This window comes from Pseudomonas sp. LBUM1655, from assembly GCF_059716085.1.
Genome location: NZ_CP166801.1, coordinates 4,780,183 through 4,798,095, shown reverse-complemented (window position 1 = coordinate 4,798,095; position 17,913 = coordinate 4,780,183). Strand labels below are relative to the sequence as shown.

General features: G+C 57.0%; 22 protein-coding genes and 1 tRNA gene. 21 read left to right on the top strand and 2 right to left on the bottom strand.

The genetic code is table 11. The features are described 5' to 3' along the window. Positions 1-140: 140 nt before the first annotated feature. The gene (locus ACA074_RS21515) at positions 141-1,478 is read right to left on the bottom strand and encodes an OprD family porin (RefSeq protein ID WP_305439443.1); all 1,338 of its coding nucleotides are present in this window, start codon (positions 1,476-1,478) and stop codon (positions 141-143) included. Between the two features lie 567 nt (positions 1,479-2,045). Between ACA074_RS21515 and ACA074_RS21510 the strand changes: the two genes are divergently transcribed. The 3 genes from ACA074_RS21510 to ACA074_RS21500 all read left to right on the top strand — a co-directional run bounded on the left by ACA074_RS21510 (position 2,046) and on the right by ACA074_RS21500 (position 3,011). Next, on the top strand, positions 2,046-2,273 hold the full coding sequence (locus ACA074_RS21510; protein ID WP_497615209.1) for a hypothetical protein: 228 nt from the start codon (positions 2,046-2,048) through the stop codon (positions 2,271-2,273). A gap of 102 nt (positions 2,274-2,375) precedes the next feature. Next, complete coding sequence (locus ACA074_RS21505; protein WP_401268630.1) at positions 2,376-2,801, top strand: HIT domain-containing protein; 426 nt, start codon at positions 2,376-2,378, stop codon at positions 2,799-2,801. A gap of 3 nt (positions 2,802-2,804) precedes the next feature. Continuing rightward, positions 2,805-3,011: a SlyX family protein gene (locus ACA074_RS21500; RefSeq protein WP_064119103.1), complete on the top strand. Its 207-nt coding sequence runs from the start codon at positions 2,805-2,807 to the stop codon at positions 3,009-3,011. A gap of 71 nt (positions 3,012-3,082) precedes the next feature. On the opposite strand, the gene ACA074_RS21495 is transcribed toward ACA074_RS21500, so the two are convergent. Then, positions 3,083-3,685: a cold shock domain-containing protein membrane protein gene (locus tag ACA074_RS21495; RefSeq protein ID WP_401268629.1), complete on the bottom strand. Its 603-nt coding sequence runs from the start codon at positions 3,683-3,685 to the stop codon at positions 3,083-3,085. Between the two features lie 311 nt (positions 3,686-3,996). On the opposite strand from ACA074_RS21495, the gene ACA074_RS21490 reads away from it, so the two are divergent. The 18 genes from ACA074_RS21490 (at position 3,997) to ACA074_RS21405 (ending at position 17,727) form a co-directional block, all read left to right on the top strand. Then, a complete protein-coding gene (locus tag ACA074_RS21490; protein ID WP_034153422.1) occupies positions 3,997-4,467 on the top strand; it encodes a Dps family protein in 471 nt (156 codons plus the stop codon). Positions 4,468-4,649: 182 nt separating this feature from the next. Then, positions 4,650-4,991 (top strand): ribbon-helix-helix domain-containing protein, encoded by a 342-nt coding sequence (locus ACA074_RS21485; RefSeq protein ID WP_497677759.1) that lies wholly within the window; start codon positions 4,650-4,652, stop codon positions 4,989-4,991. Between the two features lie 117 nt (positions 4,992-5,108). Then, positions 5,109-5,330: an FmdB family zinc ribbon protein gene (locus ACA074_RS21480; RefSeq protein WP_064119106.1), complete on the top strand. Its 222-nt coding sequence runs from the start codon at positions 5,109-5,111 to the stop codon at positions 5,328-5,330. 100 nt (positions 5,331-5,430) lie between these two features. Next, positions 5,431-7,206, top strand: coding sequence for an aspartate--tRNA ligase (gene aspS, locus ACA074_RS21475; RefSeq protein WP_187679768.1), 1,776 nt, complete (start codon positions 5,431-5,433; stop codon positions 7,204-7,206). A 132-nt stretch (positions 7,207-7,338) separates the two neighbouring features. Then, positions 7,339-8,085, top strand: coding sequence for a YebC/PmpR family DNA-binding transcriptional regulator (locus ACA074_RS21470; RefSeq protein ID WP_401268621.1), 747 nt, complete (start codon positions 7,339-7,341; stop codon positions 8,083-8,085). Between the two features lie 158 nt (positions 8,086-8,243). After that, on the top strand, positions 8,244-8,771 hold the full coding sequence (ruvC, locus tag ACA074_RS21465) for a crossover junction endodeoxyribonuclease RuvC (protein ID WP_007951206.1): 528 nt from the start codon (positions 8,244-8,246) through the stop codon (positions 8,769-8,771). 115 nt (positions 8,772-8,886) lie between these two features. Continuing rightward, on the top strand, positions 8,887-9,495 hold the full coding sequence (gene ruvA / locus ACA074_RS21460; protein ID WP_123467207.1) for a Holliday junction branch migration protein RuvA: 609 nt from the start codon (positions 8,887-8,889) through the stop codon (positions 9,493-9,495). Next, positions 9,496-10,557, top strand: a complete 1,062-nt coding sequence (ruvB, locus tag ACA074_RS21455; RefSeq protein ID WP_187679767.1) for a Holliday junction branch migration DNA helicase RuvB — start codon at positions 9,496-9,498, stop codon at positions 10,555-10,557. 127 nt (positions 10,558-10,684) lie between these two features. Beyond that, positions 10,685-11,152, top strand: a complete 468-nt coding sequence (ybgC, locus tag ACA074_RS21450) for a tol-pal system-associated acyl-CoA thioesterase (RefSeq protein WP_123530109.1) — start codon at positions 10,685-10,687, stop codon at positions 11,150-11,152. After that, positions 11,142-11,837, top strand: coding sequence for a protein TolQ (gene tolQ, locus ACA074_RS21445; protein WP_008080223.1), 696 nt, complete (start codon positions 11,142-11,144; stop codon positions 11,835-11,837). The genes ybgC and tolQ overlap by 11 nt, the downstream gene beginning before the upstream one ends. Before the next feature lie 23 nt (positions 11,838-11,860). Beyond that, positions 11,861-12,313, top strand: a complete 453-nt coding sequence (gene tolR / locus ACA074_RS21440; RefSeq protein WP_401268701.1) for a protein TolR — start codon at positions 11,861-11,863, stop codon at positions 12,311-12,313. Then, positions 12,313-13,395, top strand: coding sequence for a cell envelope integrity protein TolA (gene tolA / locus ACA074_RS21435; protein ID WP_187679766.1), 1,083 nt, complete (start codon positions 12,313-12,315; stop codon positions 13,393-13,395). The genes tolR and tolA overlap by 1 nt, the downstream gene beginning before the upstream one ends. Before the next feature lie 17 nt (positions 13,396-13,412). Further along, a complete protein-coding gene (gene tolB, locus ACA074_RS21430) occupies positions 13,413-14,693 on the top strand; it encodes a Tol-Pal system beta propeller repeat protein TolB (protein WP_187679778.1) in 1,281 nt (426 codons plus the stop codon). A 52-nt stretch (positions 14,694-14,745) separates the two neighbouring features. Next, positions 14,746-15,243: a peptidoglycan-associated lipoprotein Pal gene (gene pal / locus ACA074_RS21425; RefSeq protein ID WP_003178634.1), complete on the top strand. Its 498-nt coding sequence runs from the start codon at positions 14,746-14,748 to the stop codon at positions 15,241-15,243. A 6-nt stretch (positions 15,244-15,249) separates the two neighbouring features. Beyond that, positions 15,250-16,083 carry a tol-pal system protein YbgF gene (gene ybgF, locus ACA074_RS21420; protein ID WP_187679765.1) on the top strand — a complete coding sequence of 278 codons (834 nt, stop codon included), beginning with the start codon at positions 15,250-15,252 and terminating at the stop codon, positions 16,081-16,083. A 164-nt stretch (positions 16,084-16,247) separates the two neighbouring features. Further along, positions 16,248-16,895: a 7-carboxy-7-deazaguanine synthase QueE gene (gene queE / locus ACA074_RS21415; protein ID WP_008080230.1), complete on the top strand. Its 648-nt coding sequence runs from the start codon at positions 16,248-16,250 to the stop codon at positions 16,893-16,895. Between the two features lies 1 nt (position 16,896). Continuing rightward, positions 16,897-17,589 carry a 7-cyano-7-deazaguanine synthase QueC gene (queC, locus tag ACA074_RS21410; protein ID WP_305439430.1) on the top strand — a complete coding sequence of 231 codons (693 nt, stop codon included), beginning with the start codon at positions 16,897-16,899 and terminating at the stop codon, positions 17,587-17,589. 62 nt (positions 17,590-17,651) lie between these two features. Next, positions 17,652-17,727: transfer RNA gene (locus ACA074_RS21405), tRNA-Lys, on the top strand. Positions 17,728-17,913 lie beyond the last annotated feature (186 nt).

The following is a 17,913-nucleotide window of genomic DNA, read 5'->3' as shown; positions in this document are numbered from 1 at the left end:
AGTTTGCTGGCTAATAGATAGCTGGCTAATGTTTTATGTCTGCAAACAAGTTAATGAGTGCATAAAAAAACCGCTCACCTGAATCCAGGTGAGCGGTTCTTGTTAGAGCAGGGCTCTAGTACGTCAGCCTTACATCCCTATTAGAGGATGTTCAGAGGGTACTCAACGATCAGACGGGTGTCGTTATTGTCAGACGAGTAGCCGCTGTATGCGCCGTTGGAACGGTACATGGCATAACGCAGACGGAACGACAGGTCTTTGGCTGGACCTTCCTGGATCACGTATTTGGACTCGGCGTTCCACTCGTTTTCCTTGCCTTCGCCCAAGCCGTTGGTGGTGATGTGGTCACCCATCACGTAACGGGTCATGAAGCTCAGGCCAGGTACGCCGTAAGTCTTCATGTTCAGGTCGTAGCGAGCTTGCCAAGAGCGCTCGTCGCGGCCCACGAAGTCGGAGATCTGAATGGAGTTGGCAACGAAGATAGTGCTGTTACCGTCAACGCCATAGTAGTAAGCGTTGTCGCCGCTGGAGCGCTGGTGAGCGAGGGTAAACTTGTGAGCACCGATGCTGTACGCAGCAGCCAGGGACCACAGGTTGTTGTCCACACCAGTGGTGCCGTCGCCGATCGCGTCAACCAGGTCACCGCGGCTATCGCCTTTGGTGTGGTAGCCGTTGAAGTCGAAGTTCAGCGACTGCTCGTCGTTGATTGGCAAGGTGTAGTTCAGGTTGACGTAGTACTTCTTGAAGTAGTCGTCAGCGTCGGAAGCAGCCAGGGCACCGGTGAAGTTATCGGTGAAGGAGTAGCTGGCACCGAAGATGTTGATGTTGGTCAGGCCTTTGCCGCCATTGCCATCTTCATCTGGCAGGCCGCCGATGCTGTCACGGCCCATGCCTGTTTGCTTGCTCAGCGCTGTGAAGCGACCTGCGCTCAGTTCCAGACCTTTGATCTCTTTGGAAGTGATCAGGGTACCGGTGGCGACTTCTGGAATCAGACGGCTGTCGTCAGTGGCGAACACTGGGCTTGCAACAAATTGTTGGCCGTATTTCAGCACGGTGTCGGATACGCGGAATTTGACTGCGCCGCCGATTTTACCTTGGGATTTTTCAGGGTTGCCATCGCTGTCGTTGGCGAACAGGCCATTACCACGACGGCCCGAACCGCCGTCCAGTTTGACCGAACCCATGGCCATGGCATCGAGACCGAAACCTACGGTGCCTTGAGTGAAGCCCGACTCGTAAGTCAGCAGTTGGCTTACACCGGTGTCCTGGCGATAGCCACTTTTGAAAGTGCCGTCACCGTTGGAAACGTTACCCGCGCCGTTTTTGTAGTCGCGGTTCATGTATTCCATACGAGTCTTCAGTTTCAGACTCTGGTCTTCCAGGAAGCCTTTGGACTCGTCTTGGGAAGACGCCATTGCGAACTGCGAGGTGCCTGCTGCAACAGCCAGGGCGATCATGCTCCACTTCATCACGCGCATCGTGATTTGCTCCTTTGGTTTTTAGAAGAGTACTGCCGTCCCACCTGTTTTATTATCTGGGCGGCTCTTTCTTTTTGTGTCGGCGCAAACTTATATCACGCCGACATTGTTGGCGATACTTGCGAATCTAACCTTTCACCTTCTTTACGACGCTGTCGCAGATGGCTTGGTAGATGTCGCAAATTCACAGTACCGATGCAATCGGACCGGCAACTTTCTCGCTGTTTTTGTAGCCTTTTGCATCGCTAAAAAAGAGTCCCTGGCAAAACACTTGAATCTCCATCGGGCAACCCTGCCACTGTTTTTGTTGGGCTTAAGGCTCCCACTTCCCGTGGTGCGCTTATAGTCCATATGAGTACGAATGCAACAAACGTGCACAAACCGCGATGTCGCTGCGGTTATTTTTCTGTGCACCTGTCTCTACCTGTAAAAACCTCATAAATACGGGGCGCCAAGCCGCTTTCTATCGGGGCTTGACGCGACTGTTCGTATGGTGTTGTCACACCGTGGCTGGCGCGCGACAACCAAAAACGTTACCGGTTCACCCCGCCAGTGAGTATTCGGCGGATGCCTGCCGCACTGAGCGTAGACGCACTGTGCGGTTTTGGTGCAAAAAAATTTACAGGCTGTACCGGATTCATACAGTTGAAGCATTGGGTGATTGTGAGCGGGTCAGGGTTTTTCGGTCATTTGAGCTTGCTGCTCGCTCGTTCTGGTTCTGTGCTGGTGCAGGTTGTCGATAAATGTCACATGTCGGGGCGTTCGCCGGGTGACAAATGGGCGCTGTCGTCGTGAAGGCCGGCGCATTCGCAGGTATGCTGCCGGTCTGTCGCTTGGTTCGCCGCTCGGTATGAGGGCCGCTAAGCTAATTATTCAGATCAGCCGGGAGTGCGCGCGGTGTTTGCTTTAGATTCACGACTTCAACAGGACACGCTGACCATTGGTGACTTCCCGCTCTGCCGTCTGCTGCTGTCCAACGACGCCAACTACCCGTGGTTCATCCTGGTGCCACGTCGGGACGATATCAGCGAGTTGTTTCAGTTGGATGTCGCCGATCAGCAGCAGCTCTGGCTGGAAACCACCGCGCTGGCGGAGTTGCTCAAGGACTTGTTCGATGCTGACAAGATGAACGTTGCGACCTTGGGTAATGTTGTCAGCCAGATGCACATGCATGTGATTGTGCGTAAACGCGATGATGCAGCGTGGCCGGCGCCGGTATGGGGCAAGCACGCGGCCAAACCTTATAGCGACGAACAGGTGGCCGCCATTCGCGAGCAATTGCGCGTGGTGCTGACCGAAGATTTCACATTTGTGGAGGGCTGAATCATGAGCCTTGAAGATCGCGTTACCGACCTGGAAAGCCGTCTGGCGTTTCAGGATGACACCATTCAGGCGTTGAACGACGTGCTGGTGGCGCAGCAGCGCGTGGTTGAGCGCCTGCAATTACAGATGGCTGCGCTGCTCAAGCGTCAGGAAGAGATGGTCGGCCAGTTCGAGTCCTTCGAAGAAGACGCGCCGCCACCGCACTATTGAGGCGAGCGCTTTTCATCGGGCATAAAAAAACCGCGAACAGCACGCTGCTCGCGGTTTTTTTTGGCCCTGGATCAGCGACGCGGCAGAGCGGCGATCACGTCCTCGGCTTGCAAACCCTTGTCCCGGTTCATCACCGAGAACTCGACGCGCTGGCCTTCGACCAGAACACGGTGGCCTTCGCCACGGATCGCACGAAAGTGCACGAAAATATCATCGCCGGAATCCCGGGAGATAAAGCCGAAGCCTTTGGAAGTGTTGAACCACTTGACGGTGCCGGTATCGCGGTTGGTCATGTCGTAGTTGGTCGGTGCGGCAGCCGGTGAAGATCGATAGAAGCTGACGGCCAGGTGCAGGATCACCGCAACCAGGGCAATCACCAGACTGAACAACACGGCGGGCTGGCCGGCGATGACAGGCATCGGTGCGATCAGGGTCAAGGTTTGCAGGACGACAGTCAGCACCAGAAGAGCGCTGACAAGGTTTTGCAGATGCTGGCGCGGGCCTTTGTTCCAGTAAGGAATCACTGGAGCGATCACCAGGTTCAGCAGGCCGAAAAAGGCCAGGTAAAGTGCATCGGGTTGTTGCAGGTAGGGAACGGCTTCGGATTTCAAACTAGGTATGAACGACAGCAGCAAGGCCGCTGCGCCCATTAGCAGGTGGACGATTTTCAACATTTTGATTGGCTCACGTTATGACGGCTCACAAGGAAGAGCTGAAGGCGCACGGTTCGCTTCGGAACAAAATAAGAGGCGGTGGACACGTACACGGCATCAGCCTATGCGCAACACCCCGGAAAATGGGGCATGGCGACACACTGCCTATTTAACAGCAAAGCCTGCAGCTACTCAAATCAGCCCGGCCAGCGGCAGAGAGTCGGTCTTTTTGTCGCAGTCTGTTCAGGCTTTCGGGGCTGCGGGCTGGCGATAGCCTTGCTAGAGTGGGGTTACACCTGTTGGATGAATTCAATCGCCGTTAGGGGGTAAACATGGCAATCGATATCGGTATCAGTGAAGAAGATCGCAAGTCCATCGTCGAAGGGCTGTCGCGGCTGCTGTCGGACACCTACGTGCTGTATCTGAAAACCCATAACTTCCACTGGAACGTCACAGGCCCGATGTTTCGTACGTTGCACTTGATGTTCGAAGAGCAATACAACGAACTGGCGCTGGCCGTGGACTCGATTGCCGAGCGCATTCGCGCGCTGGGCTTTCCGGCGCCGGGCGCTTATGCGACTTACGCACGTCTGTCTTCTATTAAAGAGGAGGTGGGCGTACCAAGCGCCGAGGACATGATCAAGCAATTGGTCGACGGTCAGGAAGCTGTGACCCGCACCGCACGCGGTATTTTCCCGCTGCTCGACAAGGTCAGTGATGAGCCGACGGCCGACCTGCTGACCCAGCGTATGCAGGTTCATGAGAAAACCGCGTGGATGTTGCGCGCTTTGCTGGAAGCGTAACCCGTAAGCGCGGGCTTGCCTGAGGCCGGCTCGCGCGCTGTCCGCAATCTTACCGCTATCGTTGGCTTATCCTACGGTGATGGTCAAAAAGTCATCTGGATATAACTTTGCGTCTGCGCTTTTATGAAGTCACAGCTTGTGGCTTCCAAAACAGGCAGAGATGACAAAGGAGTGTCACCGATATGGTAGAGGGAGACAGGCGAGGCGACAGGATTGTCGGCTTGCAGCATGAATTGAAATTCGATCCGTTCGTCAACGATTTCGACATGTCACTGGTCCAGCCGCTGTCGCGATCCGTGCGTTTGAACGGATTCGCGACCTGCCTGCGACTGGAACAGGTTTATTGGAACATCCTTGGCAACATGGCAGCAGACAATTGTTGTTCGGTCAGTTCGTTATTGCCCCACGTCGACCGTGAAGTGCATCTGCGTCACGGCGGGGTGAAGAATTTCAGCGCGCTGGTGCGGGTAGTGTGCGTCATGAACAGCACCAAGGAAGCACTCCCATTGAAACAGCGGTTGTAAACGAGGTCGCGGCCTGTGCAGTCTTACGGCTGCACAGGCCGCATTTAATGGATATAATCCCGCTCTTTCGCCGCAAAGCCCTGCGCGCGGTGGCAATCTGATCGCCGAGACACCCCAATGCCGATGTACGATTACCAATGTGCTTCCTGTGGTCATCAGTTGGAAGCCATTCAAAAGATCAGCGAAGCACCGTTGGTCGACTGCCCTGCCTGCCAGGCGCCAGAGCTCAAGAAACAGCTGTCCATGCCGGGCTTTCGCCTCAGCGGCAGCGGTTGGTACGAAACCGATTTCAAGACCGGAACCAAGAAGAATCTGGCCGGTGGCGACAAATCTGACTAGGGTTCAAACCCAGGTCGAACGACACGCGTGAGTTTTCCGCACTGCTTCAGTGCGCCGGGATCTCCACCGAATTTCGAATTACGAGAAGCGAACCACTACCATGATGCGCAGCCACTATTGCGGCCAACTGAACGAAAGCCTGGAAGGCCAGGAAATTACCCTTTGCGGATGGGTTCACCGTCGCCGCGACCACGGCGGGGTGATTTTCCTCGATATCCGTGATCGTGATGGTCTGGCTCAGGTAGTGTTCGATCCGGATCGCGCCGAGAGCTTCGCCGCCGCGGATCGCGTGCGCAGCGAATACGTCGTGAAGATCACCGGCAAGGTTCGCCTGCGTCCGGCCGGTGCCACCAACGCCAACATGGCGTCGGGCATGATCGAAGTGCTGGGCTACGAACTGGAAGTGCTGAACGAGTCGGAAACCCCGCCGTTCCCGCTGAACGAGTTCTCCGACGTCGGCGAAGAAACCCGCCTGCGTTATCGCTTCCTCGACCTGCGTCGTCCGGAAATGGCCGAGAAGCTGCGTCTGCGTTCGCGCATGACCACCAGCATCCGTCGCTTCCTCGACGAGAACGGCTTCCTCGACGTTGAGACACCAATCCTGACTCGCGCGACCCCGGAAGGTGCCCGTGACTACCTGGTGCCAAGCCGTACCCACGCCGGTTCGTTCTTTGCCTTGCCGCAATCGCCACAGCTGTTCAAGCAACTGCTGATGGTCGCTGGCTTCGACCGCTACTACCAGATCGCCAAGTGCTTCCGTGACGAAGACCTGCGTGCCGACCGTCAGCCGGAATTCACCCAGATCGACATCGAGACCAGCTTCCTCGATGAAAAAGAGATCATGGGCCTGACCGAGCAAATGATCCGCAACCTGTTCAAGGAAGTGCTGGGTCTGGAATTCGGTGATTTCCCGCACATGACTTTCGAAGAAGCCATGCGCCGCTACGGTTCCGACAAGCCAGACCTGCGTAACCCGCTGGAACTGGTAGACGTTGCCGATCAACTGAAAGAAGTCGACTTCAAGGTGTTCAGCGGCCCGGCCAACGACCCGAAATGCCGCATCGCCGCACTGCGCGTTCCAGGCGGGGCGAGCATGCCGCGCAAGCAGATCGACGACTACACCAAGTTCGTCGGCATCTACGGTGCCAAGGGCCTGGCGTACATCAAGGTCAACGAGCGTGCTGCCGGTGTTGAAGGTCTGCAATCGCCGATCGTGAAAAACATCCCGGAAGCCAACCTGAACGTGATCCTTGATCGCGTCGGCGCGGTTGATGGCGACATCGTGTTCTTCGGCGCCGACAAGGCCAAGATCGTCAGCGAAGCTTTGGGCGCACTGCGCATCAAGCTCGGTCATGACCTGAGCCTGCTGACTTGCGAATGGGCTCCGATGTGGGTTGTCGACTTCCCGATGTTCGAAGAGAACGATGACGGCAGCTTCTCTGCGCTGCACCACCCGTTCACCGCGCCGAAGTGCACGCCGCAAGAGCTCGAAGCCAACCCGGCTGGCGCCCTGTCTCGCGCGTACGACATGGTGCTGAACGGCACCGAGCTGGGTGGCGGTTCGATCCGTATCCATCGCAAGGAAATGCAGCAGTCGGTGTTCCGTCTGCTGGGTATCAACGAAGCGGAACAGGAAGAGAAATTCGGCTTCCTGCTCGACGCGCTGAAGTACGGTGCTCCGCCGCACGGTGGTCTGGCCTTCGGTCTGGATCGTCTGGTGATGCTGATGACCGGCGCCCAGTCGATCCGTGAAGTGATCGCCTTCCCGAAAACCCAGAGTGCTGCCGACGTGATGACGCAAGCACCGGGTGTGGTGGACGCCAAGGCACTGCGCGAGCTGCACATTCGTTTGCGCGAAACGCCAAAGGCTGAGTAAGACGGGCCTGAAGGCGCATCTTCGGATGCGCCTTTTTTCTTTCTATAGAGAAGAGAGCAGGTCGAGATTTTTTGGTTGCTGGCCGATGCATGAGCAGGCGGGCAACGTTTCAAAGAGAATTCGGAGCGAGTTATGGCAGGTCATTCCAAGTGGGCGAACATCAAGCACCGCAAAGAACGTCAGGATGCCAAGAGAGGCAAGATCTTCACCAAGTGGATCCGTGAACTGACCGTTGCGGCCCGTCAGGGCGGCGGTGATCCGGGCTCCAATCCGCGTCTGCGTCTGGCCCTGGACAAGGCGCTGAGCGCGAACATGAGTCGCGACATCATCGACCGTGCAGTGGCGCGCGGCGCCGGTGCGACAGAAGCGGACAACGTCGAAGAACTGACCTACGAAGGTTACGGCCCGGGCGGCGTGGCGGTAATGGTCGAGTGCATGACCGACAACCGCAACCGTACCGCAGCCGCTGTGCGCCATGCGTTCAGCAAGTGTGGTGGCAACCTTGGCACCGACGGTTCGGTCGCGTACCTGTTCGAGCGCAAGGGCCAGATCAGCTTCGCCCCGGGCATCAACGAAGACGCTCTGACCGAGGCGGCGCTGGAAGCCGACGCCGATGACGTGGTTACCCACGAAGACGGTTCGATCGATGTGTTCACCTCGTTCACCAGTTTCTACGCCGTGCGTAACGCCCTCGAAGCTGCTGGTTTCAAGGGTGATGATGCTGAGATCGTGATGCAACCGACCACCAGCGCCGAGCTGGACCTGGAAGGCGCGGAGAAAGTCCTGAAGCTGATCGACATGCTTGAAGACCTGGATGACGTGCAGAACGTCTATTCCAACGCAGACATTCCGGAAGACGTGGCCGCTCAGCTCGGTTAAGAGCGACTACGATTCAATGTGGGAGCTGGCTTGCCAGCGATGGCGTCGGCACATCTGTTGAAGATGCTGCCTGACACACCGTCATCGCTGGCAAGCCAGCTCCCACATTTGTTATTCGTTGTATTGAATTTCGTGCTTTTTCCGAATCCGCAGGCGTTATGACTTTAATTCTTGGTATCGACCCCGGTTCGCGTATCACCGGTTACGGCATTGTTCGCGATACCGGCCGCGGTGGCTGTATCTACGTGGCCTCCGGTTGTATTCGCACTGGCGCGGGCGAGCTTCATGAGCGTCTGCAAATCGTCTATCGCGGCGTACGCGAAATCATTCAGACCTACGGCCCGGTCACCATGGGCATCGAAAAGGTGTTCATGGCGAAAAACGCCGATTCTGCGCTGAAACTGGGGCAGGCCCGCGGAGCCGCCATCGTCGCTGGCGCCGAAGAGAGTCTTGAAATCGCCGAATACACCGCGACCCAGGTCAAGCAGGCCGTGGTCGGTACCGGCGCAGCGAATAAGGAGCAAGTGCAGATGATGGTCATGCACATGCTCAAGCTGACCAGCAAACCGCAAATCGATGCTTCGGACGCTCTGGCGATTGCCATTTGTCACGCGCACACCCGTTCCAGCCTACTGCCGCATGGCTTGGGAACGGCACGCAGTCGTGGCGGGCGCCTGCGTCTCTGATAGCATCAGCAATCAAATTTCCCGGAAGGTGGGTTTTGCGCCTGTGTCGTCGGCCTGAAGCTCGCCTTCCGTCAGTCGCCAGCCCACGGCTGGCCAACGCTCAAGGATCTGAAACGTGATTGGACGCTTGCGCGGCACCCTGGCTGAGAAACAGCCGCCGCACCTGATTCTGGATGTAAACGGCCTCGGATATGAGCTGGAAGTGCCCATGACCACTCTCTATCGGTTGCCGTCGGTCGGTGAGCCGCTGACCCTGCACACCCATTTGGTCGTACGCGAAGACGCGCAATTGCTCTATGGTTTTGCCGGCAAGCGTGAGCGAGACTTTTTTCGCGAGCTGATCCGTCTCAATGGTGTGGGGCCGAAACTGGCTCTGGCATTGATGTCGAGTCTGGAAGTCGACGAGTTGATCCGCTGCGTGCAATCCCAGGACACCTCGGCCCTGACCAAGGTGCCGGGCGTTGGCAAGAAAACCGCCGAGCGTTTACTGGTCGAACTGAAAGATCGCTTCAAGGCCTGGGAAACCTCGCCGGCCATGTTTGCCCTGGTGCCGAACCAGCCGGACGGCCCGGCGCCGGTCAACACCGCCGAGAACGATGCGGTCAGCGCGCTGATTTCCCTGGGTTACAAACCGCAGGAAGCGAGCAAGGCGATTTCCGCGATCAAGGACAAGAATTTGAGCAGTGAAGACATGATCCGCCGCGCCCTGAAGGGAATGATTTAAGTGATTGAAGCTGATCGTCTGATCGCCGCTGCGCACAGCCCGCGCGAGCGCGAAGAAGTCCAGGACCGGGCCATTCGCCCGGTCAGTCTGGCCGACTATATCGGCCAGCCGACCGTGCGCGAGCAGATGGAACTGTTCATCCAGGCCGCCCGTGGCCGTAGTGAATCCCTCGACCACACGCTGATCTTCGGCCCGCCTGGGCTGGGTAAAACCACGTTGGCCAATATCATCGCTCAGGAAATGGGTGTATCGATCAAGAGCACCTCGGGGCCGGTCCTCGAGCGTCCGGGTGATCTGGCGGCGTTGCTGACCAATCTTGAGCCGCACGATGTGTTGTTCATCGACGAAATCCATCGTCTGTCGCCGATCGTTGAAGAAGTGCTGTACCCGGCGATGGAAGATTTCCAACTCGACATCATGATCGGCGAAGGGCCGGCAGCGCGTTCGATCAAGCTCGATCTGCCGCCGTTCACGCTGGTCGGCGCGACCACTCGCGCCGGCATGCTGACCAACCCGTTGCGTGACCGCTTCGGTATCGTCCAGCGTCTTGAGTTCTACAGCACCGCTGACCTGTCGACGATTGTCAGTCGTTCGGCGAATATCCTCGGTCTGCCGCTGGATCCGGAAGGCGCCTTCGAAATCGCTCGCCGCGCCCGTGGTACGCCGCGGATCGCCAACCGTCTGCTGCGCCGGGTGCGCGATTTCGCCGAAGTTCGCGCCAAGGGGCACATCACCAAGTCGGTTGCCGATCTAGCGTTGAACCTGCTGGACGTCGACGAACACGGCTTCGATCATCAAGATCGGCGTTTGCTGCTGACCATGATCGAGAAGTTCGATGGCGGCCCGGTGGGGATCGACAGCCTCGCCGCTGCGATCAGCGAAGAGCGCCACACCATTGAAGATGTGCTTGAGCCATACCTGATTCAACAGGGCTACATCATGCGCACACCACGGGGCAGGGTGGTGACGCGGCATGCGTATCTGCATTTCGGTTTAAACATTCCGTCACGAATGGGTGAAATGCCCGTGGCAGACGAGTTTCTCGATGCTGTGGACGATTAATACACATTTGTTGTCGATTTATTCAGGGTTTGTACTGTCTGAGGACGGTACTTTTGCGGTAAAGCCTTTGAACAATGAAAAACAGTTGCCTGGCCGGATTGGCAACCTGAGGAGTAAGCACTAGAGTATGCGCGCGCAAAACGGGCTTGAGCCGTTCGCACATCGTTGTCGCGTTTATTACGAGGACACCGATGCGGGCGGCATCGTGTATTACGTTAATTACCTCAAGTTTATGGAACGGGCTCGAACCGAGCGGCTCCGCGAGCTGGGCTTTGCCCAATCGCAGCTGGCAGGGGAGGATCTGTTGTTTGTCGTGCATTCCAGCGAAGCGCGCTACCACGCGCCGGCGCGACTGGACGACGAGCTGCTGGTAAGCGCTGAAGTAATCGAATTGAACCGTGCCAGCCTGCGCTTTAAACAGCAGGTCAGGCGGGCTACGGATAATGTGCTGCTCTGCGAAGGGCAGTTTTTGGTGGCCTGTGTGCGCACTAACAGTTTGAAACCCCGGGCCCTTCCCGAAGACCTGCGTGCGGCCTTCGCCGACGCGGGCGGCCCGGGTACACACTCAAAGCAGGAGATAAAGCGTGGAAGCTAACGTCGTCGACCATTCCTCCATGTGGAGCCTGGTCAGCAATGCCAGCATCGTGGTGCAGTTGGTAATGTTGACTCTGGTGGCCGCATCGGTGACCTCATGGATCATGATCTTTCAGCGCAGCAACCTGCTGCGTGCCGGTCGACGCGCCCTGGAGAGCTTCGAGGAGCGCTTCTGGTCGGGTATCGATCTGTCCAAGCTGTACCGTCAGGCGGGTAGCAACCCGGATCCGGATTCGGGCGTCGAGCAAATCTTCCGCGCCGGTTTCAAAGAGTTCTCCCGTCTGCGTCAGCAGCCAGGCGTCGATCCTGAGGCGGTGATGGAAGGCGTGGCCCGTGCCATGCGTGTGGCCATCTCCCGCGAAGAAGAGAAGCTGGAGCAGAGCCTGCCGTTCCTCGCCACCGTTGGTTCGGTCAGCCCGTACATCGGCCTGTTCGGTACCGTGTGGGGCATCATGAACTCCTTCCGCGGTCTGGCCAGCGCTCAGCAAGCCACCCTGGCCACCGTGGCCCCGGGTATTGCCGAAGCACTGATCGCCACGGCGATCGGCCTGTTCGCGGCAATTCCTGCAGTAATCGCTTACAACCGTTTTGCAGCTCGCAGCGAAACCCTGCTGGGCCGTTACTACACCTTCGCCGATGAATTCCAGGCGATCCTGCACCGCAAAGTGCACACCAGCGAAGAATAAGCAGGTAATTTCCAATGGCTTTAATCGCTCGAGCTCGCAAAAAGCGCAAGCCGGTCGCCGAGATGAACGTGGTGCCTTACATCGACGTGATGTTGGTGCTGCTGGTCATCTTCATGGTAACCGCGCCGATGCTCAATCAGGGCGTGAAAGTTGATCTGCCCAAGGTTTCCAGCGAAGCCTTGCCGCAGGACAACAACACCCAGGTCCTGACCATTTCGATCAAGGCTGACAAGACCTATTACTGGAACCTTGGCAGCGAAGTCGACACCGAAAAGCAACAGGACAGGGCCATGACCCTGCCGCAGATGACCAGCGCGGTGACAAAAATCATCGCTGCCGGCAACGGTAACGGCAAGCGTACCCAGGTCTTCATTCGTGGCGACAAGACTGTCGATTACGGTTCCGTCATGGGCGCCATGGGCGGGTTGCAGAAAGCCGGGGTCGGGAATGTTGGCTTGATTACCGAGGCCCCCTGATGCAGCCACTGCGAGAGCCGTCTGCCTCGGAAAGCTTCTTCTGGCCTAGTGTCTGGGCGATTGTCTTGCACGTGCTGGTGTTCGGCATGCTGTTCGTCAGTTTCGCTTTTACACCTGAGCTGCCGCCGGCCAAGCCGATTGTCCAGGCGACCTTGTATCAACTGAAATCGAAAAGTCAGGCGACCACCCAGACCAATCAGAAGATTGCGGGTGAGGCGAAGAAATCCGCCGCGCGTCAGACCGAAGTCGAGCAGATGGAACAGAAAAAGGTCGAGCAGGAAGAGATCAAGGCCGCTGCGGAACAAAAGAAAGAAGAAGCGGCTCAAAAAGCCGAGGAAGCCAAGAAGGCCGACGAGTCTAAAAAAGCGGACGAGGCGAAAAAGGCTGATGAAGCCAAAAAAGCCGATGAAGCGAAGAAGACCGCCGAAGCCAAGAAGGCAGAAGAGAAACAATTGGCTGATATAGCCAAGAAGAAATCTGAAGAAGAAGCCAAAAAGGCTGCTGAAGAAGAGGCCAAGAAAGCCGCCGCTGAAGAAGCCAAGAAGAAGATTGTCGAAGACGCGAAGAAGAAAGCCGCCGAAGACGCCAAGAAGAAAGCTGAAGCTGAAGAGGCGAAGAAGAAAATCGCCGACGAAGCGAAGAAGAAAGCTGCTGCCGATGCTGCGAAGAAGAAAGCGCAGGATGCGGCACGTAAATCTACCGAAGACAAAAAGGCTCAGGCCCTGGCAGATTTGCTTTCCGACACGCCACAGCGTCAGCAGGCCTTGGCCGATGAGCAGGGTGACGAAGTCGCGGGCAGTTTCGATGACCTGATTCGTGCGCGAGCAGCAGAAGGCTGGGCTCGCCCACCTTCAGCACGCAAAGGCATGACGGTGGTGCTGCAAATCGGCATGTTGCCGGACGGTACGGTGACTTCGGTCAGCGTGGCCAAATCCAGTGGCGACGGTCCGTTCGATGCTTCGGCAGTCGCAGCGGTCAAGAATATTGGACGTTTGACAGAAATGCAGGGAATGAAGCCGAGCGATTTCGCTCCGTATCGTTCATTCAAGATGACATTCACACCTGAGGATCTAGCCTTGTGAGAAACCTTCTTCGAGGAATGCTGGTCGTGATCTGCTGCATGGCAGGGATCGCGATGGCTGATGAAAAGAACATTCTGGTCACCAGCGGCAGCGATCGGGCTACTCCGATCGCCGTTGTACCGTTCGGCATGCAGGGCGGTGCCGTGCTGCCGGACGACATGGCTGAAATCATTGGTAACGATTTGCGCAACTCGGGCTATTACTCGCCGATTCCAAAGCAAAACATGATCAGCCAGCCAAGCCAGCCGAGCGAAATCATCTTCCGTGACTGGAAGGCGGTGGGTGCTCAATACATGATGGTCGGCAGCATCGTTCCAGCGGGCGGTCGCCTGCAGGTGCAGTGGGCGCTGTTCAACGTTGCCACCGAACAGAAAGTTGCTGACGGCAGTGTTTCCGGCACTACCGAGCAATTGCGCGATATGGCGCACTTCATCTCGGACCAGTCGTTCGAAAAACTCACCGGTATTCAAGGTGCGTTTTCGACCCGTCTGTTGTACGTAACGGCTGAACGCTTCTCCGAGAAGAACACCCGTTACACCCTGCAGCGTTCGGACTATGACGGTGCGCGCGCCGTGACTCTGTTGCAATCGCGTGAGCCGATCCTGTCGCCGCGTTTCGCACCGGATGGCAAGCGCATCGCCTACGTGTCGTTTGAACAGAAGCGTCCGCGGATCTTCATGCAGAACATCGACACCGGTCGCCGTGAGCAAATCACCAACTTCGAAGGCCTGAATGGCGCACCCGCCTGGTCCCCGAATGGCGATCGTCTGGCGTTCGTGCTGTCGAAAGACGGTAACCCGGACATCTACGTGATGAACCTGGCTTCGCGTCAGATCAATCGTGTTACTGCGGGCCCGGGCATCAACACCGAACCGTACTGGGGCAAGGATGGTTCGACCATCTACTTCACTTCGGACCGTGGCGGCAAACCACAGATCTACAAAACCAGCGCCAGTGGCGGCGGTGCGGAGCGAGTGACCTTCATCGGTAACTACAACGCCAACCCGAAACTGTCGGCTGATGAAAAGACTTTGGTGATGATCCATCGTCAGGATGGTTTCACCAATTTCAAGGTGGCAGCCCAGGATTTGCAGCGAGGTAGTGTAAAGATCCTCACTGATAGCACTCTGGACGAGTCACCCACTGTTGCGCCCAACGGCACCATGGTAATCTACGCCACCCGCCAACAGGGCCGGGGAGTCTTGATGCTCGTGTCCATTAATGGACGCGTTAGGCTCCCGCTTCCTACCGCTCAAGGCGAAGTCAGAGAACCGTCCTGGTCCCCTTACCTGAAGTGAGCGGGCGCTACACGTTTTACTTAACACACTGGGGTTCATTAGGAGTTTCACGATGGAAATGCTGAAGTTTGGTAAATTTGCTGCGCTGGCTCTGGCCATGGCTGTAGCTGTAGGTTGCTCGTCCAAAGGCGGCGACAACGCCGGTGAAGGCGCTGTTGATCCAAACGCTGGTTACGGCGCAAACACTGGTGCCGTTGACGGTTCCCTGAGCGAAGAAGCTGCTCTGCGCGCAATCACCACCTTCTACTTCGAATACGACAGCTCGGACCTGAAGCCAGAAGCCATGCGCGCTCTGGACGTTCACGCCAAAGACCTGAAAGCAAACGGCGCTCGCGTTGTTCTGGAAGGCAACACCGACGAACGTGGTACTCGTGAGTACAACATGGCACTGGGCGAGCGTCGTGCGAAAGCCGTTCAACGCTACCTGGTACTGCAAGGTGTTTCCCCAGCTCAGCTGGAACTGGTTTCCTACGGCGAAGAGCGTCCAGTTGCTACCGGCAACGACGAGCAGTCCTGGGCTCAAAACCGTCGCGTCGAACTGCGTAAGTAATTCGATATGCGAACGTGCCGTCGTGCTGTAACTGTTCTGGCTCTCAGCCTCGCGCCGCTTGCGGCGTGGGCTGCGGTTCCTGTGGTCGATGACAACTCCGGTTATAACAATAGCGGGAGTAGTTATCCGCCTGCGGGTTACGGTACGAACGGCGCCTATGCCGGGGGAGCGGCTTCGGCCCCTGCCTCGGCACAAGGCATGCTGTTCAACCAACTGCAACAAATGCAGGATCAGATTTCGCGCCAGCAAGGTGTGATTGAAGAACTGCAGAATCAGGTTGCGCGCATGAAGCAAGAATCCCTGGAGCGATACCAGGATCTTGATCGGCGCATAGGATCCGGTGTTGCACCTGCCGCGACTCCTGAGAATTCTTCTACCGGTGGCGATGCAAGTGCTGCTGCCGGTGCTGCCGCTGGCGCCGGGGCTGCTGCCCAGGCACCTGCTGCGAGTAGCGAACCGGGTGATCCGGCCAAGGAAAAGCTGTATTACGATGCCGCTTTCGACCTGATCAAAGCCAAGGATTTCGACAAGGCCAGCCAGGCTTTCGCCGCTTTCCTGCGCAAATACCCGAACAGCCAATATGCGGGCAACGCTCAGTATTGGTTGGGTGAAGTGAACCTGGCCAAAGGTGATCTGCAAGGTGCAGGTCAAGCATTTGCCAAGGTTTCGCAGCTGTATCCCAAGCACGCCAAAGTGCCGGACTCGCTGTACAAGCTGGCTGATGTAGAGCGCCGCCTCGGTCATAACGACAAGGTAAAAGGCATTCTGCAGCAGGTTGTTGCCCAATATCCGGGCACATCTGCCGCTCAGTTGGCCCAACGCGATCTGCAACGCATGTAAGTTGCTTGACCCTTTGGAAGAAACCCGCGCCTGTCGCGGGTTTTTTCGTTAGAATTCACGCCCTTTTTCTGAAACACGCTTCTTGTGGTCTGCGCGTTGGCGGGATTGCCTGAAGTGCCTGACGGAGGCGGACAGCCTGTTTAGCTGTTACGCCCGTGGCGACTATGCAAGACACATTGAGAATCACCGAAGTTTTCTACTCTTTGCAGGGGGAAACGCGGACTGCCGGGCTGCCCACTGTTTTTGTGCGTCTGACCGGCTGCCCTTTGCGTTGCCAATACTGCGACAGTGCCTATGCGTTCAGTGGCGGCACCGTCCGCACCCTCGACGATATCCTCGAGCAAGTAGCCGGATTCCGTCCGCGCTATGTATGCGTCACCGGCGGTGAGCCGCTGGCACAGCCTAATGCCATTCCTTTACTCAAGCAGTTGTGTGATGCCGGTTACGAGGTCTCGCTGGAAACCAGCGGTGCTCTTGACGTTTCTGCTGTCGATCCGCGCGTCAGTCGCGTAGTCGACCTGAAAACACCGGGCTCGAAAGAAGCGCATCGCAACCGTTACGAGAATATCGAACTGCTGACTCCCAACGATCAGGTGAAGTTTGTCATCTGCTCGCGGGAAGACTACGACTGGGCCGTTTCCAAGTTGATCCAGTACGGACTCGACCGACGTGCCGGTGAAGTCCTGTTCTCGCCAAGTCACCACGACTTGAATGCGCGGGATCTGGCAGATTGGGTCGTAGCGGATAACCTGCCGGTACGCCTGCAATTGCAGCTGCATAAATATCTTTGGAATGACGAGCCGGGGCGCTGATATGACTGAGCAACTGAACACCACCGACAAACGCGCAGTCATTTTGCTGTCTGGCGGCCTCGACTCTGCGACTGTCGTAGCCATGGCTCGCGCCGAGGGCTATAGCTGCTACACGATGAGCTTCGATTACGGTCAGCGTTCGCACGCCGAATTGCACGCTGCTGCACGTGTTGCCCGCGACCTAGGTGTGATCGAGCACAAGGTGATCGGTCTGAATCTGAACGGCATGGGCGGTTCGGCCCTGACGGACACCAGCATCGAGATTCCTGAAGAGCTGGGCGAGGGCATCCCGGTGACTTACGTGCCGGCGCGCAATACCGTTTTCCTGTCGCTGGCACTGGGTTGGGCTGAAGTGCTTGGCGCCCGTGACATCTTTATTGGTGTGAATGCGGTGGATTATTCCGGTTATCCGGATTGCCGTCCCGAGTTTATCGAATCCTTCGAGCGCATGGCCAATCTGGCGACCAAGGCGGGGGTTGAAGGCAATGGCTTTCGCATTCAGGCGCCATTGCAGAACCTGAGCAAGGCGCAGATCGTCCAGGCGGGCGTGAAGCTCGGCGTCGATTATGGCCTCACCGTTTCCTGCTATCAGGCCGATGATAATGGCCGTGCATGCGGTAAATGCGACAGCTGCCGCCTGCGTGCGGAAGGCTTTGCGGCGGCCGGCGTGAGCGATCCAACACCTTATTTTTGATTATTTTCAAAAAGGTGTTGAATAGTCCTTAAAAATCAGTATTATACGCGCCACCACACAGCGGGTCGTTAGCTCAGTTGGTAGAGCAGTTGGCTTTTAACCAATTGGTCGTAGGTTCGAATCCCACACGACCCACCATATTTGGCGGTTTAGAAAATCCGGAAGGCCCACGAAAGTGAGGATTTCCGGGTTTTTTTTTGCCTGCGATTCGGGTGCGCGTTCTATCGGTGCTGCCGTCGCTGACACAGGTCAGAATCATCTTTTGTATCAACCGGATATTCTGTAGCCTTGCGCAGCTTCAACGCTGTCCGTGCCTGATAAAAC

What these genes read in the sequence shown, in the direction of transcription:
- ACA074_RS21470 (WP_401268621.1), top strand. Translation starts at nt 7,339, where the DNA reads ATGGCAGGTCATTCCAAGTGGGCGAACATCAAGCACCGCAAAGAACGT.
- ACA074_RS21515 (WP_305439443.1), bottom strand. Translation starts at nt 1,478, where the DNA reads ATGCGCGTGATGAAGTGGAGCATGATCGCCCTGGCTGTTGCAGCAGGC.
- queE (WP_008080230.1), top strand. Translation starts at nt 16,248, where the DNA reads ATGCAAGACACATTGAGAATCACCGAAGTTTTCTACTCTTTGCAGGGG.
- ACA074_RS21480 (WP_064119106.1), top strand. Translation starts at nt 5,109, where the DNA reads ATGCCGATGTACGATTACCAATGTGCTTCCTGTGGTCATCAGTTGGAA.
- ACA074_RS21490 (WP_034153422.1), top strand. Translation starts at nt 3,997, where the DNA reads ATGGCAATCGATATCGGTATCAGTGAAGAAGATCGCAAGTCCATCGTC.
- ACA074_RS21500 (WP_064119103.1), top strand. Translation starts at nt 2,805, where the DNA reads ATGAGCCTTGAAGATCGCGTTACCGACCTGGAAAGCCGTCTGGCGTTT.
- tolA (WP_187679766.1), top strand. Translation starts at nt 12,313, where the DNA reads ATGCAGCCACTGCGAGAGCCGTCTGCCTCGGAAAGCTTCTTCTGGCCT.
- ruvC (WP_007951206.1), top strand. Translation starts at nt 8,244, where the DNA reads ATGACTTTAATTCTTGGTATCGACCCCGGTTCGCGTATCACCGGTTAC.
- pal (WP_003178634.1), top strand. Translation starts at nt 14,746, where the DNA reads ATGGAAATGCTGAAGTTTGGTAAATTTGCTGCGCTGGCTCTGGCCATG.
- queC (WP_305439430.1), top strand. Translation starts at nt 16,897, where the DNA reads ATGACTGAGCAACTGAACACCACCGACAAACGCGCAGTCATTTTGCTG.
- ybgF (WP_187679765.1), top strand. Translation starts at nt 15,250, where the DNA reads ATGCGAACGTGCCGTCGTGCTGTAACTGTTCTGGCTCTCAGCCTCGCG.
- ybgC (WP_123530109.1), top strand. Translation starts at nt 10,685, where the DNA reads ATGCGCGCGCAAAACGGGCTTGAGCCGTTCGCACATCGTTGTCGCGTT.
- aspS (WP_187679768.1), top strand. Translation starts at nt 5,431, where the DNA reads ATGATGCGCAGCCACTATTGCGGCCAACTGAACGAAAGCCTGGAAGGC.
- ACA074_RS21510 (WP_497615209.1), top strand. Translation starts at nt 2,046, where the DNA reads ATGCCTGCCGCACTGAGCGTAGACGCACTGTGCGGTTTTGGTGCAAAA.
- ACA074_RS21485 (WP_497677759.1), top strand. Translation starts at nt 4,650, where the DNA reads ATGGTAGAGGGAGACAGGCGAGGCGACAGGATTGTCGGCTTGCAGCAT.
- ACA074_RS21495 (WP_401268629.1), bottom strand. Translation starts at nt 3,685, where the DNA reads ATGTTGAAAATCGTCCACCTGCTAATGGGCGCAGCGGCCTTGCTGCTG.
- tolB (WP_187679778.1), top strand. Translation starts at nt 13,413, where the DNA reads ATGCTGGTCGTGATCTGCTGCATGGCAGGGATCGCGATGGCTGATGAA.